Origin of the sequence: Micromonospora sp. NPDC000121, assembly GCF_042899165.1 — a bacterium.
GTDB lineage: Bacteria > Actinomycetota > Actinomycetes > Mycobacteriales > Micromonosporaceae > Micromonospora.
This window is the reverse complement of record NZ_JBIAZP010000008.1, coordinates 65,379-79,254: the sequence shown is the minus strand read 5'-3', so window position 1 is coordinate 79,254 and position 13,876 is coordinate 65,379. Positions and strand designations below refer to the sequence as shown.

The 13,876-nt window shown below is 72.0% G+C and carries 14 protein-coding genes; 10 read left to right on the top strand and 4 right to left on the bottom strand.

All coding sequences use genetic code 11. The features are described 5' to 3' along the window. The first annotated feature begins 93 nt into the window (after positions 1 to 93). On the top strand, positions 94 to 900 hold the full coding sequence (locus tag ACFY23_RS22315; RefSeq protein WP_350684956.1) for a hypothetical protein: 807 nt from the start codon (positions 94 to 96) through the stop codon (positions 898 to 900). Positions 901 to 937: 37 nt separating this feature from the next. Here ACFY23_RS22315 and ACFY23_RS22310 read toward each other — a convergent pair whose 3' ends face one another. Continuing rightward, entirely contained in the window at positions 938 to 1,714 is a 777-nt protein-coding gene (locus tag ACFY23_RS22310) for a lysophospholipid acyltransferase family protein (RefSeq protein ID WP_350684957.1), read from the bottom strand. Between the two features lie 207 nt (positions 1,715 to 1,921). On the opposite strand from ACFY23_RS22310, the gene ACFY23_RS22305 reads away from it, so the two are divergent. The 3 genes from ACFY23_RS22305 to ACFY23_RS22295 all read left to right on the top strand — a co-directional run bounded on the left by ACFY23_RS22305 (position 1,922) and on the right by ACFY23_RS22295 (position 5,454). After that, positions 1,922 to 3,337 carry a cytochrome ubiquinol oxidase subunit I gene (locus ACFY23_RS22305; RefSeq protein ID WP_350684961.1) on the top strand — a complete coding sequence of 472 codons (1,416 nt, stop codon included), beginning with the start codon at positions 1,922 to 1,924 and terminating at the stop codon, positions 3,335 to 3,337. A 15-nt stretch (positions 3,338 to 3,352) separates the two neighbouring features. Continuing rightward, positions 3,353 to 4,351, top strand: a complete 999-nt coding sequence (gene cydB, locus ACFY23_RS22300; RefSeq protein WP_350684958.1) for a cytochrome d ubiquinol oxidase subunit II — start codon at positions 3,353 to 3,355, stop codon at positions 4,349 to 4,351. A 65-nt stretch (positions 4,352 to 4,416) separates the two neighbouring features. Then, complete coding sequence (locus tag ACFY23_RS22295; RefSeq protein ID WP_350819543.1) at positions 4,417 to 5,454, top strand: nitronate monooxygenase; 1,038 nt, start codon at positions 4,417 to 4,419, stop codon at positions 5,452 to 5,454. A gap of 69 nt (positions 5,455 to 5,523) precedes the next feature. Here the strand turns inward: ACFY23_RS22295 and ACFY23_RS22290 are convergent, their stop codons facing one another. Further along, positions 5,524 to 6,204 (bottom strand): hypothetical protein, encoded by a 681-nt coding sequence (locus ACFY23_RS22290; protein ID WP_350684654.1) that lies wholly within the window; start codon positions 6,202 to 6,204, stop codon positions 5,524 to 5,526. A gap of 72 nt (positions 6,205 to 6,276) precedes the next feature. Continuing rightward, positions 6,277 to 6,738 carry a peroxiredoxin gene (locus tag ACFY23_RS22285; protein WP_350684655.1) on the bottom strand — a complete coding sequence of 154 codons (462 nt, stop codon included), beginning with the start codon at positions 6,736 to 6,738 and terminating at the stop codon, positions 6,277 to 6,279. 165 nt (positions 6,739 to 6,903) lie between these two features. On the opposite strand from ACFY23_RS22285, the gene ACFY23_RS22280 reads away from it, so the two are divergent. The 6 genes from ACFY23_RS22280 to ACFY23_RS22255 all read left to right on the top strand — a co-directional run bounded on the left by ACFY23_RS22280 (position 6,904) and on the right by ACFY23_RS22255 (position 13,103). Beyond that, positions 6,904 to 7,632 carry an SDR family oxidoreductase gene (locus tag ACFY23_RS22280; protein WP_350684656.1) on the top strand — a complete coding sequence of 243 codons (729 nt, stop codon included), beginning with the start codon at positions 6,904 to 6,906 and terminating at the stop codon, positions 7,630 to 7,632. Between the two features lie 270 nt (positions 7,633 to 7,902). Then, the gene (locus ACFY23_RS22275; protein WP_350684657.1) at positions 7,903 to 8,871 is read left to right on the top strand and encodes a peptidoglycan-binding protein; all 969 of its coding nucleotides are present in this window, start codon (positions 7,903 to 7,905) and stop codon (positions 8,869 to 8,871) included. Positions 8,872 to 9,107: 236 nt separating this feature from the next. Then, on the top strand, positions 9,108 to 9,557 hold the full coding sequence (locus ACFY23_RS22270) for a helix-turn-helix transcriptional regulator (RefSeq protein WP_350684658.1): 450 nt from the start codon (positions 9,108 to 9,110) through the stop codon (positions 9,555 to 9,557). A gap of 5 nt (positions 9,558 to 9,562) precedes the next feature. Further along, positions 9,563 to 9,973 carry a VOC family protein gene (locus tag ACFY23_RS22265; protein ID WP_350684659.1) on the top strand — a complete coding sequence of 137 codons (411 nt, stop codon included), beginning with the start codon at positions 9,563 to 9,565 and terminating at the stop codon, positions 9,971 to 9,973. Between the two features lie 8 nt (positions 9,974 to 9,981). Further along, positions 9,982 to 10,446 carry a pyridoxamine 5'-phosphate oxidase family protein gene (locus tag ACFY23_RS22260; RefSeq protein WP_350684660.1) on the top strand — a complete coding sequence of 155 codons (465 nt, stop codon included), beginning with the start codon at positions 9,982 to 9,984 and terminating at the stop codon, positions 10,444 to 10,446. 263 nt (positions 10,447 to 10,709) lie between these two features. Next, positions 10,710 to 13,103 carry an excinuclease ABC subunit UvrA gene (locus tag ACFY23_RS22255; protein ID WP_350684661.1) on the top strand — a complete coding sequence of 798 codons (2,394 nt, stop codon included), beginning with the start codon at positions 10,710 to 10,712 and terminating at the stop codon, positions 13,101 to 13,103. A gap of 138 nt (positions 13,104 to 13,241) precedes the next feature. Here ACFY23_RS22255 and ACFY23_RS22250 read toward each other — a convergent pair whose 3' ends face one another. Then, the gene (locus ACFY23_RS22250) at positions 13,242 to 13,826 is read right to left on the bottom strand and encodes a TIGR03086 family metal-binding protein (RefSeq protein WP_350684662.1); all 585 of its coding nucleotides are present in this window, start codon (positions 13,824 to 13,826) and stop codon (positions 13,242 to 13,244) included. Positions 13,827 to 13,876 lie beyond the last annotated feature (50 nt).

The following is a 13,876-nucleotide window of genomic DNA, read 5'->3' as shown; positions in this document are numbered from 1 at the left end:
CCAGCGCGCACGAACAATCGAGCCGAAGGAAGTTCCTTGCTCAGTCCCGCAGTCCCGTCGCGATCCGCAGGTGTCTCCGGTCGCGCACTCGCTATGCTCGTCGCCCTCGCCGTGGCCCTCGTCGCCGCCTTCGTCGTCGCCCCGCCCACGCTGGCGGCGAGCAGGTCGGGTGGCGGCTTCGTCTACAAGCGCGACCTCACCGAAGCCCTCCGTGAGGCATTCGTCAGCTATTGGAATTCCGGCGACCGGGCTTTCTCCCCGGCCTTGGCGGGGGTTGTCGACTACTGGTTCCGCTACCACGTGGCCAAGGCCGTGATCGCTGCGATCTTGCTGATCGTGCTCGTGGCGCTCGGCGTCCTTGTCTGGAAGGCGTTCCTGAGGGCTGGCGGTCTCGGGGCGGGAGGGAGGGCCGCGCTCGCGTCGGCCGGCGTTCTCGTCACGATGCTCGCGCTGTTCTCGTTGGCGGCGGTGATGGCCAACGTCCAGGGTGCGGCAGCGCCCTTCGCCTCGCTGTTGCCGATGCTGGCGGTCGACAAGACCGACGGAGAGCTCGCCGATACGCTCGACCAGGTCAGGCAGCGACTGGCTGGCTCCAGGGGTGCGGGTGACCACACTCCGCCCGCCCTCGACGTGATGGTCAGCGACTTCTCTCGATACCACGTGGCGATGGCCGTGGTTTCCGCGATCGTGGCGGTCGTCCTCATCGGCGTGAGCGTGGTGTCGTGGAGGAGGTTTGCGAGAACGGGGTCGTCCGACCGGCGAACGAGGCGCCTGTTGGGGGCGTTCGGTGTTCTCTCGGCGTTGTCGTCGCTGGTCGTGATCGTGGTCGTGGTGGCGAACACGACCACCGCGGCGGACCCGGCGCCGGCGCTCCTGGCCTTCTTCGAGGGCGGGTGGTGAACGGTTCGTCCGGCGGCGGCCGGGACGAGGCTCGGGCTCAGGCGGTGGGGCGGCGGCGGTGGGAGCGGCTGGTGTCGAGCGGGCGGCCGGGGTCGACGTGGCGGGGCCGGTCGGGTTCGTCGGGCCGCAGCGGGACGAGGCCGTCGGTGATGGCGTCGATGATCTGGTCGGTGGCGCGCCGGGCCGCGGCGGGCGTGCCGGGGGCGATGTCGCCCAGGTCCACCGGGTCGCCGAAGTGCACCCGGACCACGGGGCGCCGCCACATCGCCCGGGCGACGCCGCGCAGCAGCCCCTTCGGGGCGCGGTAGGGCAGCACCTCGTGCGATCCCCACTGGGCGATCGGGATCACCGGCGCGGCGCAGGCCAGGGCGAGGCGGGCGGTGCCGGTCTTGCCGCGTTCGGGCCACATGCCGGGGTCCAGGCCGATGCGGCCCTCCGGGTAGACCAGGATCACCGAACCCTCGGCGACGGCCGCGGCGGCGGCGTCGAGGGCCTGGTGTACGGCGCTGGTGCCCCGGTCGACGCGGATGTGCCCGGCGCGACGCATCGCGGCGCCGATGACGGGGGTGCGGAACAGCCCGGCGGTGGCCATGATCCGGGGGGCGACGCCCCGGGCGCGGCAGGCGGCGGCGAGGACGACCGGGTCGAACGGGCTGATGTGGTTGGCGGCCAGGATCAGCGGGCCTCGGCGCAGTGCCTCGGGCACGTCCCCGCTGACCTCCAGCCGGGCCACGAGCGCGACGACGGTGCGGGCGAGCAGCTGTGCGGCGCGCCAGATCAGCGGGGGCTGCCACGTCGGGCGGGCGGTGTCCATCAGCCGGCAATGGTCGCACGCGCGGACGGGCGGCCGGGCGGGGGGCGTCGGTTCGGCGCCGGCGGCGTGGTGATCGCCGGGCCGTTCGGCAGAGGTGATCAGGGTCATTGGTCCCGGAGCGGTTAGGGACCCCCGCCCCTGCCCATTCGTCTACGACGGGAAGTAGTATTTACTACGTCTCGTAGTATGCACAGCTGGGGGTTTCTGGTGGACGCGTTGGACGTCGCCCGCTGGCAGTTCGGTGTCACCACCGTCTACCACTTTCTCTTCGTGCCGCTGACCATCGGCCTGTCCGTGCTGGTGGCGATCCTGCAGACGATGTGGCACCGCACCGGCGACGAGAAGTACCTGAAGCTCACGAAGTTCTACGGCAAGCTCTTCCTGATCAACTTCGCCATGGGCGTGGTCACGGGCATCGTGCAGGAGTTCCAGTTCGGCATGAACTGGAGCGACTACTCCCGCTTCGTCGGCGACATCTTCGGCGCGCCGCTCGCCATCGAGGCGCTGGTCGCGTTCTTCCTGGAGTCGACCTTCATCGGCCTGTGGATCTTCGGCTGGGACCGGCTGCCCAAGCGGCTGCACCTGGCCGCCATCTGGGCCGCCGCGATCGGCAGCAACCTGAGCGCGTACTTCATCCTCGCGGCGAACTCGTTCATGCAGAACCCGGTCGGCTACCGGATCAACCCCGACACCGGCCGCGCCGAACTGACCGACTTCGTGGCGGTGCTGACCAACAAGGTCGCCCTGATCACCTTCCCGCACACCATCGCCGGCGCGTTCCTGGTGGCCGGCTCGCTGCTGGTCGCCGTCGCCATGTGGCACCTGGTGCGCAACCGCGACTCCGCCGACACCCCGGCCTACCGGTTCGCCGCGAAGTTCGGCTCCTGGGTCACCCTGGTCTCGGCCGCCGCCGTCGCCATCACCGGCGACATCCAGGGCAAGATCATGACCGAGGTCCAGCCGATGAAGATGGCCGCCGCCGAGGGCCTCTACACCACCGAGTCGCCGGCGTCGTTCAGCGTCCTGACCGTCGGCAGCCTCGACGGCAGCCGCGAGCTGTTCGCCCTGAAGATCCCGCACCTGCTGTCGTACCTGAGCACCGGCGACCCGAACGGCACCGTGCACGGCATCAACGACCTCCAGGCCCAGTACGCCGCCCAGTACGGCGCCGGCAGCTACACCCCGATCATCCCGGTCACCTACTGGAGCTTCCGCTTCATGATCGCGTTCGGGATGGCCGCCGCCGCGATCGCCCTGCTGGTGCTCTGGAGCCAGCGCAAGGGCCGCACGCCCACCAGCAAGTGGCTGCTGCGCGCCGGCCTGGTCATGCCGCTGCTGCCCCTCGCGGCGAACTCCTTCGGCTGGATCTTCACCGAGATGGGCCGGCAGCCGTGGATCGTGTTCGGCGAGATGCTCACCCGCGACGGCGTGTCCCGCAGCGTGTCGCTGACCGAGGTGCTCACCTCGTTCACCGCCTTCACCCTCATCTACGCCACCCTCGCCGTGGTCGAGGTCAAGCTGCTGCTGCGCTACGCCAGGGCCGGCGTGCCCGACCTGACCCCGGATCCCGAGATCGACGACAGCCACGACGACGCCGAGCGCCCGCTCGCCTTCGCCTACTGATCACCGGAGCCCACCGTGGAACTCACCACCATCTGGTTTCTGCTCGTCGCGGTTCTGTTCACCGGGTACTTCATCCTGGAGGGCTTCGACTTCGGCGTCGGCATGCTGCTGCCCGTGCTCGGCCGCAACGACCGGGAACGCCGCGTCCTGATCAACACCATCGGCCCGGTCTGGGACGGCAACGAGGTGTGGCTGATCACCGCCGGCGGCGCGATGTTCGCCGCCTTCCCCGAGTGGTACGCCACCCTGTTCTCCGGCTTCTACCTGCCGCTGCTGCTGATCCTGCTGGCCCTGATCGCCCGCGGCGTCGCCTTCGAGTACCGCCACAAGCGCCCCGAGGCGTCCTGGAAGCGCCGCTGGGACACGGCGATCTTCGTCGGCTCGCTGGTGCCGGCGGTGCTGTGGGGCGTGGCGTTCGCCAACATCCTGCGCGGCGTGCCGCTGGACGCCGACCACGAGTACGTCGGCGGCCTGCTCGACCTGCTCCACCCGTACGCCCTGCTCGGCGGCGCGACCACCGCGGCGCTGTTCCTCACCCACGGCGCGGTGTTCATCGCGCTCAAGACCGTGGGCGAGGTCCGCGAACGCGCCGGCGCGCTCGCGGTGCGCCTGGGCGTGGCCACCGCCGTGCTCGCGGTGGCGTTCCTGACCTGGACCCTGACCATCCGCTCCAGCGCGGCCGCCGTCGTGCTCGCCGTCGGCGCGGCCCTCGCCCTGCTCGGCGGTCTCGCCGCCGCCCGGGTACGCCGGGAGGGCTGGGCGTTCACCGGCACCGCCGTGGCGATCGGCCTGGCCGTGGCGACGCTGTTCGCGGCGCTGTTCCCGAACGTGCTGCCGTCCACCCTGGACGCCGCCGGGACGCTGACCGCCACCAACGCCGCGTCCACCCCCTACACCCTGAAGATCATGACCTGGGTGGCGGTGGTGTTCACCCCGATCGTGCTCGCCTACCAGGGGTGGACGTACTGGGTGTTCCGCAAGCGCATCGGGGTGGCCCACATCCCGCAGCACTGACCGCCGCTGACCGCCGCCGGCCCGCCCCGACCACCGGGGCGGGCCGGCGCGGCTAGGGTGAGGCGGTGACCGCCGCACCCTGGACCGACCTGCTCGGCACCGAGACGCCGGTCGTCGGCGCCCCGCTGGCCGGCGGCGCCACCACCCCCGCCCTCGTGCGGGCCGTCACCGTAGCCGGCGGGTTCGGGTTCCTCGCCGCCGGCTACAAGACCCCCGACGCGGTCGCCGCCGAGCTGGCCGACCTCGACGCCACCGGCACGCCGTGCGGGGTGAACCTGTTCGTGCCCGGCCCCCGCGACATCGACGAGGCCACCTTCCGCCGGTACGCGCGGGAGATCGCCGCCGAGGGCGCACCGTACGGCCTCGACCTGGCCGGCGCGCCGCTGGTGCACGACGACGACCACTGGGCCGACAAGGTCGACCTGCTGGTGCGGCATCCGGTGCCGGTCGTCAGCTTCACGTTCGGGCTGCCGGACGCCGCGGCCGTGACCGCGCTGCGCCGCGCCGGCAGCCGCCTGCTGGTGACCGTGACGTCGGTGGCCGAGGCGCTCGCCGCCCGCGACCTCGGCGTCGACGGGCTGGTCGCGCAGGGCACCGAGGCCGGCGGGCACAGCGGCACCCACACCCCGCACCGGCCGGCCCCGCCGACCTCCACGGCGCCCCTGGCGGGGGAGGTGGCCGCCGCCACCGGCCTGCCCGTGGTGGCCGCCGGGGGCGTCGCCGGCCCCGATGACGTCCGCGACCTGGTGGCCGCCGGCGCCACCGCCGTGGCCGTCGGGACGGTGCTGCTGCGCACCGACGAGAGCGGGGCCAGCCGTACCCACCGCGATGCCCTGGCCGACCCGGCCCGCACCAGCACCGTGCTCACCCGCGCCTTCACCGGCCGGCCGGCGCGCGGGCTGCGCAACGCCTTCGTCGACCGGTACGAGCCCGTCGCGCCGCTCGGCTATCCGGAACTGCACCACCTGACCCGGGGCATGCGCGCGGCGGCGGCCGCGGCCGGGCACGCGGACCGGGTGCACCTGTGGGCCGGCACCGGCTACCGGCACGCCACCACCGGCCCGGCGGCCGCCGTGGTCGAACGGCTGACCGCGACGCTCTGACCGCGCGACCGGCGAAACGTCGGCGGGGCGGACGGCGCCACCGCCACCCGCCCCGCCGACGCCCACCGCTCAGCGCGCCTCGCGCAACTCCGCCAACCGCGCCTCGATCTCGGCCAGCTCCGCGCGCAGCTTCTCCGCCTGCTGTTCCGCCTCGGCACGCTCCGCCGCCATGATCTGCTCCACCGCCTCGTGCACCCCCGGCACGTCGACCAGCGCCACCATCTTCAGCGCCTCCGCCGGCTTGACCACGTACGGCTTCGCCAGGGACTTGCTGCCCTGCTGCGCCGCGACCGTCCACTCGCCGTCGGCGTACGCCAGCGTGACCGTCAGCCCCGCCGGGCCCTTCGGCTTCACCGCCTTCACAGGCCGCCGCGCCGGCTTCGCCTCCACCGTCTCCACCTTCGGCTCCTCCCGCTGCGCCGGCACCCGCGGCCGGTCCAACACGAACTCCGGCTCTGCCGCCGCCGGCTCCACCTCGGGCTCCGGCTGTGGCTCCGCCACCTTGCGACCCGCGCCCCGCGGCGCCACCGCCACGTCGGCGGGGGAGAAGGGCAACTCGTCACGACCGAACCGGACCACCACGAACTCGTCGGAGGTCGCCGGGTCGGTCAGCTCCACCACCTGCCCCACCTGCCCGGCGATCTGACCCGCCGACGCGGTGAACACCACCTTCGGTTTCCGCCCCGCCGCCAACGCCTCCCGGAAGGCGCGCACGTCCTCGTCGGACAACCCCTGGCCAGCGGCACCCATCAGCAACCCTCTTCCCTCGTACACCTGTTCAGACGCCTGCCTTGATACCAGCCGGCCCCGACACGCCCGAGATCAACCCCCCAGCGCCCGCAACGCCGCGTCGGCGTGCGCGTTCATGTTCAGCTCACTGTGGACCACCTCGATCACCCGCCGATCCGCGCCGATCACGAACGTCATCCGCCGCGTGCTCAACGCGCCCAACGGCAGCCGCCGCCGCACCCCGAACCGGTCCGCCACCACACCGTCCGGGTCGGACAGCAGCGGATAGTCCAACCCGTGCAACCGCGAGAACTCCGCCTGCCTCGCCACCGCATCCCGACTGATGCCCACCCGCTGCGCGCCCACCGCCGCGAACTCCGCCGCCAGGTCCCGGAAGTGGCAGCTCTCCGCCGTGCACCCCCGCGTCAGCGCCGCCGGGTAGAAGAACAGCACCACCGGACCGTTGGCCAGGAACTCCGACAGCCGCCGCGGCGTGCCCGTCTCGTCGAGCAGCGCGAAGTCCTCCACCACGTCCCCGACACCCACACCCGCCACCGCGCACCTCCACCGTCGTCATCCGGGTCGCGCCGAGCGTATGCGGCACCCGGGCCGCCCGCGCCAACCTCCACCTCCCCGCACCACATGTGACGTTCCCCTCCCGCACCGCACGCGCCGCTCACGGTACGGTCGGCCCAGCAGCCACGGCAGGGGAGAGGCGCATTGAATCCCGTCACCGTCATCACCGGGGGCAGCCGCGGCATCGGCGCGGCCACCGCCCGCCGACTGGCCCACGCCGGCCACCACGTCGCGTTCAGCTACCGCCGCGACCGCGCCGCCGCCGACACGGTGCTCGCCGACATCGACGCCAGCGGCGTACGCGGCCTCGCCGTGCCCGCCGACACCCGCGACCCCGACCAGGTCGCCGCCCTGTTCGACGCCGCCGCCGACCTCGGCCCGATCACCGGCCTGGTCAACAACGCCGGCGTCACCAGCCCCATCGGCGCCTTCGTCGACCTCGACCCGGCCGACCTGCGCCACGTCGTCGACGTCAACCTCGTCGGCTACGTCCTCTGCGCCCAGCAGGCCGCCCGCCGGATGGGCGCCGGCGCCGCCATCGTCAACGTCTCCTCCGTCGCCGCCAGCCTCGGCAGCCCCGGCGAATACGTCCACTACGCCGCCGTCAAGGCCGCCACCGACACCCTCACCATCGGCCTCGCCAAGGAACTCGCCCCCCGCGGCATCCGCGTCAACGCCGTGGCCCCGGGCATCATCCGCACCGACATCCACGCCCTGTCCGGCCAACCCGACCGACCCGACCGCGCCGCCGACCGCATCCCGCTCGGCCGCCCCGGCGAACCCGACGAGGTCGCCGGCGCCATCGCCTGGCTGCTCGGCCCCGACGCCACCTACACCACCGGCGCCGTCCTGCGCGTCGCCGGCGGCCTCTGACCCGCGCCACCATCGACGCCGTACGCCCCGACCCCGCCGACGCCGACCACGGCCGCACCCCCGACGCGGTCGTCGAGATCGGCACCGGCACCGCCGTGCTGCGCCCCCTCGTCCCACGGCTCGTGAACGGGCGCCTCCGGGCAGGGGATCGGCCACCCGACCGGTAGGAAAGTTTCACTCATTGCCCCGCCGACACAGATCATTTACCATCGACGCTCATCACTAGATTGAATGCCCCGGCAACCACGGGCCCGGACAGGGGAGACCCCGATGAGCGACGACCTGGAAACACGCCGCCTGCTCGACGCGCCCGCCCGGCGCCGCACCCTCCTCACCGCCCTGGGCACCGGCGTCGGCATCGGCGTCGTCGGCATGCCGAGCCCCGCCATGGCAGCGGCCGCCGGCTGGAGCAACCCCACCCTCGGCACCCTGACCTCCGGCTACAAGACCCCCAGCCGCCCCACCCACACCGGCTGGGACGTCGCCAACAACCAGGGCACCCCCGTCTACGCCACCGCCGACGGCACCGTCCGCGACATCAAGACCAACTCGTACCCGGGCGACACCACCAGCGGGCCCCTGCCCGGACGCACCGGCAACAGCGTCCACCTCAACCACGCCGACAGCTACTTCTCCTACTACGGCCACCTCCACCGCGTCCTGGTCAGCGCAGGCCAGCGGGTCAGCTGCGGACAACTGATCGGCCTCATGGGCAACACCGGCAACTCCTCCGGCCCACACCTGCACTTCGAGATCCACCGCCCTCGACTGACCTCCGTCGACCCCCGGGTCTTCCTCGCCAACCGCGGCATCACCCTCGGCGCGACAGCCCCCGTCGGCAGCACCGGCTACCCGAGCGTCAGCCAGGGCGCCTCCGGATGGGTGCCCCGCACCATCCAGTACCTCCTGCGGGCCCGCGGCATCTCCGTCGTCGTCGACGGCGTCTTCGGACCCGCCTGCGCCTCCGCCGTCAGGTCGTTCCAGACCAGCCGTGGCCTCTACGCCGACGGCATCGTCGGCCCGATCACCTGGACCGCCCTCATCCTGCCCCTGCGGGAAGGCAACTCCGGCGACCTCGTCCGCGGCCTCCAGACCGCCCTCAACGCCCGCGGCGCCAGCCTCCTCGTCGACGGTTCCTTCGGCTCGGTCACCGCCAACGCCGTACGCGCCTTCCAGAGCCGTAACGCCCTCGTCGCCGACGGCATCGTCGGCCCCGTCACGTGGAGCGTCCTCGTCTGACCCCGGACGCGACGGTCACAGGCCACCGCCGGCAGGGGAGCGGCAGCCCCGGTCGGCCCATGCCCCCACTCGTGGCACCAGCCGTCGCCCCCCGTCACCCCCGCCCGCCTGACCCGACATGCGCACGCCGATGGTCGAGCACGCGCCGGGTGACCGAGGACGCGAGCGGCGCAGACCGGACACGGAGTGCGACGAAGCGCTGGGCAACTCCGGTACGACGTGGCACGATCACGCACGTGACCAGCAGGACCACCACGGCACAGCACCTGCGCGACCTCGCGCGGCTGCGCCGCGTCCGCGACCGGATCGACCGGGAGTACGCGCAGCCGCTGGACGTCGAGGCGCTCGCCCGCGGCGCGAACATGTCCGCCGGGCACCTCAGCCGCCAGTTCCGGGCCGCCTACGGCGAGTCGCCGTACGCCTATCTCATGACGCGGCGCATCGAACGCGCCATGGCGCTGCTGCGTCGCGGCGACCTCAGCGTCACCGAGGTCTGCTTCGCGGTCGGCTGCTCCTCCCTGGGCACCTTCAGCACCCGCTTCACCGAGTTGGTCGGTGTGCCACCCAGCACCTACCGGGCCCGGGCAGCTCGCGCGACCGCGGAGATGCCGCCGTGCATCGCCAAACAGGTGACCAGACCGATCAGGAATCGAGAAGCACGGGTCGCGCGGCCGCAACTAGCCTGACCGCCATGGACATCACCATTCACTACGCCTTCCTCCCGCACACCGACGCGGACGCCGCCCTGGCCTTCTACCGCGACACCCTCGGCTTCGAGGTCCGCAACGACGTCGGATACGACGGGATGCGCTGGATCACGGTCGGTCCCGCCAACCAGCCCGGCACGTCCATCGTCCTGCACCCGCCGGCCGCCGACCCCGGCATCACCGACGACGAACGCCGCACCATCCTCGAACTGATCGCCAAGGGCAGCTACACCAGCATCACCCTGGCCACCAAGGACCTCGACGACGTCTTCGACCGGCTGCAGGCCAGCGGCGCCGACGTCGTCCAGGAGCCGACCGAGCAACCGTACGGCGTCCGCGACTGCGCCTTCCGCGATCCCACGGGCAACCTGATCCGCATCAACGAGGTGCGCTGACCCGCCCGATGACCCCGACCATGACCGCCGCCCCCCGCTCCCGCGCTCAGCGCCGTCACGACACCGAACATCGGCTCACCCACGACGTCGACGTCTGGGTGGCCAGTGCCTCGACCGACGGTGCCCCGTACCTGGTGCCGCTGTCCTTCGACTGGGACGGCGAAGCACTGCTGATGGCCACGCCGACCGACAGCCCCACCGGCAGAAACCTCGCCACCACCCGGGCCGTCCGGCTCGCGCTCGGCCACACCCGCGACGTGACCATGATCGAGGGGGAGGTCGAAGTCGTCGAGATCGACGCGCTGCCGCAGCAGCGGGGTGACCGGTTCGCCGCGCGCACCGGTTTCGACCCACGCACGCTGGCCACCCCGTACCGCTGGTTCCGCGTCCTCCCGCGCCGCATCCAGGCCTGGCGCGAGGTGAACGAGATGCCCGGCCGCGAGCTGATGCGCGACGGCCGCTGGTTGGCCTGACGCCGCGTGGCCGAGGCCACCGGAGCACCCCGGCCCGAACCGGCCTGGATACCGTGGCTCTCGCGCCGAGCGCGACCCCGGCCGGTGTCAGCCGGACGGACGTCGGGCTCCCGGCCGACACCACCGATCAGGTAGACAGGGACCGTTGCCGCGACCCCGCCGACGACGAAGGACCAGACATACTGCTCGGAGCTGACCAGATCGAGCCAGGCCACGCCGACGGAGACTCCGAAGGCAGCCCCGCCCCCACAGATGGAGAGACGATGAGCAGGGCCACGAGGACGGACACGCAAACGCCCGCGCCGCAGCTTGCCGACAGCCACGACCTGATCCGCGTGCACGGCGCGCGCGTGAACAACCTCAAGGACGTCAGCGTCGAGATCCCGAAACGCCGGCTCACGGTGTTCACCGGCGTCTCCGGCTCGGGCAAGAGCTCCCTGGTGTTCGACACGATCGCCGCGGAGTCGCAGCGGCTGATCAACGAGACCTACAGCGCCTTCGTGCAGGGCTTCATGCCGACACTGGCACGGCCCGAGGTCGACCGGCTCCAGGGGCTGACGACCGCGATCATCGTCGACCAGGAACGCATGGGATCCAACCCACGCTCCACCGTCGGCACCGCCACCGACGCCAACGCGATGCTGCGCATCCTGTTCAGCCGGCTCGCGCAGCCGCACATCGGCCCGCCCAACGCGTACTCCTTCAACGTCCCCTCGGTGAAGGCCAGCGGCGCGATCACCGTCGAGCGTGGCGCCGGCAAGACGAAGACCGAGAAGGCGACCTTCACCCGTCTCGGCGGCATGTGCCCGCGCTGCGAGGGCATGGGCTCGGTCAACGACATCGACGTGACCCAGCTGTACGACGACAGCAAGTCCCTCAACGAGGGCGCCATCACCGTTCCCGGCTACAGCATGGACGGCTGGTACGGCCGCATCTTCCGCGAGGGCGGCATGTTCGACCCCGACAAGCCGATCCACAAGTACACGAAGAAGGAGCTGCACGACCTTCTCCACAAGGAACCCACCAAGATCAAGGTTGAGGGGATCAACCTGACGTACGCGGGGCTGATCCCGCAGATCCAGAAAGCGTTCCTGGCCAAGGACGTCGACTCGCTGCAGCCACACATCCGCGCCTTCGTGGAGCGGGCGGTGACCTTCACGACCTGCCCCGAATGCGACGGCACCCGGCTCAGCAAGGAGGCCCAGTCGTCGAAGATCAAGGGGAAGAACATCGCCGACCTCTGCGCGATGCAGATCAGCGACCTGGCCGAATGGATCCGGGACCTCGACGAGCCGTCGGTCGCCCCACTGCTCACCGGGCTGCAACACCTCCTCGACTCGTTCACCGAGATCGGCCTGGGATACCTCTCGCTCGACCGGCCGGCCGGCACCCTGTCCGGGGGAGAGGCCCAACGCACCAAGATGATCCGGCACCTCGGCTCGTCGCTCACCGACGTCACCTACGTCTTCGACGAGCCCACCATCGGTCTGCACCCCCACGACATCCAGCGGATGAACGAGCTGCTGCTGCAGTTGCGCGACAAGGGCAACACCGTGCTGGTCGTGGAGCACAAGCCGGAAGTGATCGCGATCGCCGACCACGTCGTCGACCTGGGCCCCCGCGCCGGCACCGAGGGCGGCGAGCTGGTGTTCGAGGGCACCGTCGAGGGGCTGCGGGCCAGCGACACGCTCACCGGGCGCCACCTGGACGACCGGACCACCCTCAAGAAGTCGGTGCGTTCCTCCTCCGGCGCCCTGGAGATCCGCGGTGCGTCGACGCACAACCTCCAGGACGTGGACGTCGACATCCCGCTCGGGGTGCTCTGCGTACTCACGGGCGTCGCCGGCTCCGGCAAGAGCTCGCTGATCCACGGCTCAGCCGCCGGCCGCGACGGGGTGGTCGTGATCGACCAGGGCGCGATCCGCGGCTCCCGACGGAGCAACCCGGCGACGTACACCGGACTGCTCGAACCGATCCGCAAGGCGTTCGCGAAGGCCAACGGCGTGAAGCCCGCGCTGTTCAGCTCCAACTCCGAGGGCGCCTGCCCCACCTGCAACGGCGCCGGCGTCATCTACACCGACCTGGGCGTCATGGCCACCGTCGAGTCCACCTGCGAGGACTGCGAGGGCAAGCGGTTCCAGGCGTCGGTGCTGGAGTACACGCTGGGCGGCCGGAACATCGCCGAGGTCCTCGCGATGTCGGTGACCGAGGCCGAGGAGTTCTTCTCCGACGGCGCGGCGCGCACCCCGGCCGCGCACAAGATCCTCGACCGGCTCGCGGACGTCGGGCTCGGCTACCTCAGCCTCGGCCAGCCGCTCACCACGCTGTCCGGCGGCGAGCGGCAGCGGCTCAAGCTGGCCGCGCAGATGGCGGAGAAGGGGGACATCTACGTCCTCGACGAGCCGACCACCGGTCTGCACCTCGCCGACGTGGAGCATCTGCTCGGCCTGCTGGACCGGCTCGTCGACTCCGGCAAGTCGGTCATCGTCATCGAGCACCACCAGGCGGTCATGGCACACGCCGACTGGATCATCGATCTCGGTCCCGGCGCCGGCCACGACGGCGGCCGGATCGTCTTCGAGGGCACACCCGCCGACCTCGTCGCCGCCCGCGCCACGCTCACCGGCGAGCACCTCGCGGCCTACGTCGGCAGCTGACCCCGAGGGCCCTCGCGGAACGCCTGGGACGAGGTCACCCGAGCGGGTGACCTCGTCCCAGGCTCGATTCGATAATGCACATTATGTCAAGTTGCCTGGTGTCGGCCCCTCCCCGTCGCCTCCCGGCACAGGGCAACCTCACGGACGCGCGGCAGGGCGCCGGCCGAGGAAGGCGACGAGACGCTCGCCCGCGGTCGCGCCGGACGCGACCGGCACGGACGGGCCGAACCGCGGCTCGCGGGTCTGCTCGCCGATCAGCGCCACCGACAACGCGAGCAGCTCGCTGGCCAGCCCGGCGGGGATCTCGCGGCCCGTGCCGCAGGCGGTGACGACGTCCCACCCGTGTGCCGCGAACTCGATCGCGCCGCCACGCGCGGCGCCGCCCGCCCACGCGGCCTGCGCGGAGTGCGGGTCGCCCCGCACCGCCGTACGCACGACGTCGCGCAGGCGCTGGATGCGTTCCCGCGCGACGGCCACCGGATCGGCCTCGCCCGCTCTGGGTGACGCCGGCAGGATCAGCTCCCCCGTGGCGGCGAAGTCGGTGAGGGCGTCGGCGGAGTCGGCGAGATGCAGCACCAACGTCCGCAGATCCCAGCCGGCGCACGGGGTCGGCCGGTCGAGGTCGGCGTCGCCGACGGCCGACAGGGCGCCGAGCGCGTAGTCGACGGACCGCTGGAACAGCGCGACACTGTCGGCGAGCGAGGTCGGGGGTGATGCGGTCACGAGGTCTCCTTCGGCAGCGGGTGGCGGAGGTGGCGTGGCGCAGGGGTGGC

What these genes read in the sequence shown, in the direction of transcription:
- ACFY23_RS22315 (WP_350684956.1), top strand. Translation starts at nt 94, where the DNA reads ATGCTCGTCGCCCTCGCCGTGGCCCTCGTCGCCGCCTTCGTCGTCGCC.
- ACFY23_RS22310 (WP_350684957.1), bottom strand. Translation starts at nt 1,714, where the DNA reads ATGGACACCGCCCGCCCGACGTGGCAGCCCCCGCTGATCTGGCGCGCC.
- ACFY23_RS22290 (WP_350684654.1), bottom strand. Translation starts at nt 6,204, where the DNA reads ATGGGTGCCGCTGGCCAGGGGTTGTCCGACGAGGACGTGCGCGCCTTC.
- ACFY23_RS22275 (WP_350684657.1), top strand. Translation starts at nt 7,903, where the DNA reads ATGAGCGACGACCTGGAAACACGCCGCCTGCTCGACGCGCCCGCCCGG.
- ACFY23_RS22265 (WP_350684659.1), top strand. Translation starts at nt 9,563, where the DNA reads ATGGACATCACCATTCACTACGCCTTCCTCCCGCACACCGACGCGGAC.
- ACFY23_RS22260 (WP_350684660.1), top strand. Translation starts at nt 9,982, where the DNA reads ATGACCCCGACCATGACCGCCGCCCCCCGCTCCCGCGCTCAGCGCCGT.
- ACFY23_RS22255 (WP_350684661.1), top strand. Translation starts at nt 10,710, where the DNA reads ATGAGCAGGGCCACGAGGACGGACACGCAAACGCCCGCGCCGCAGCTT.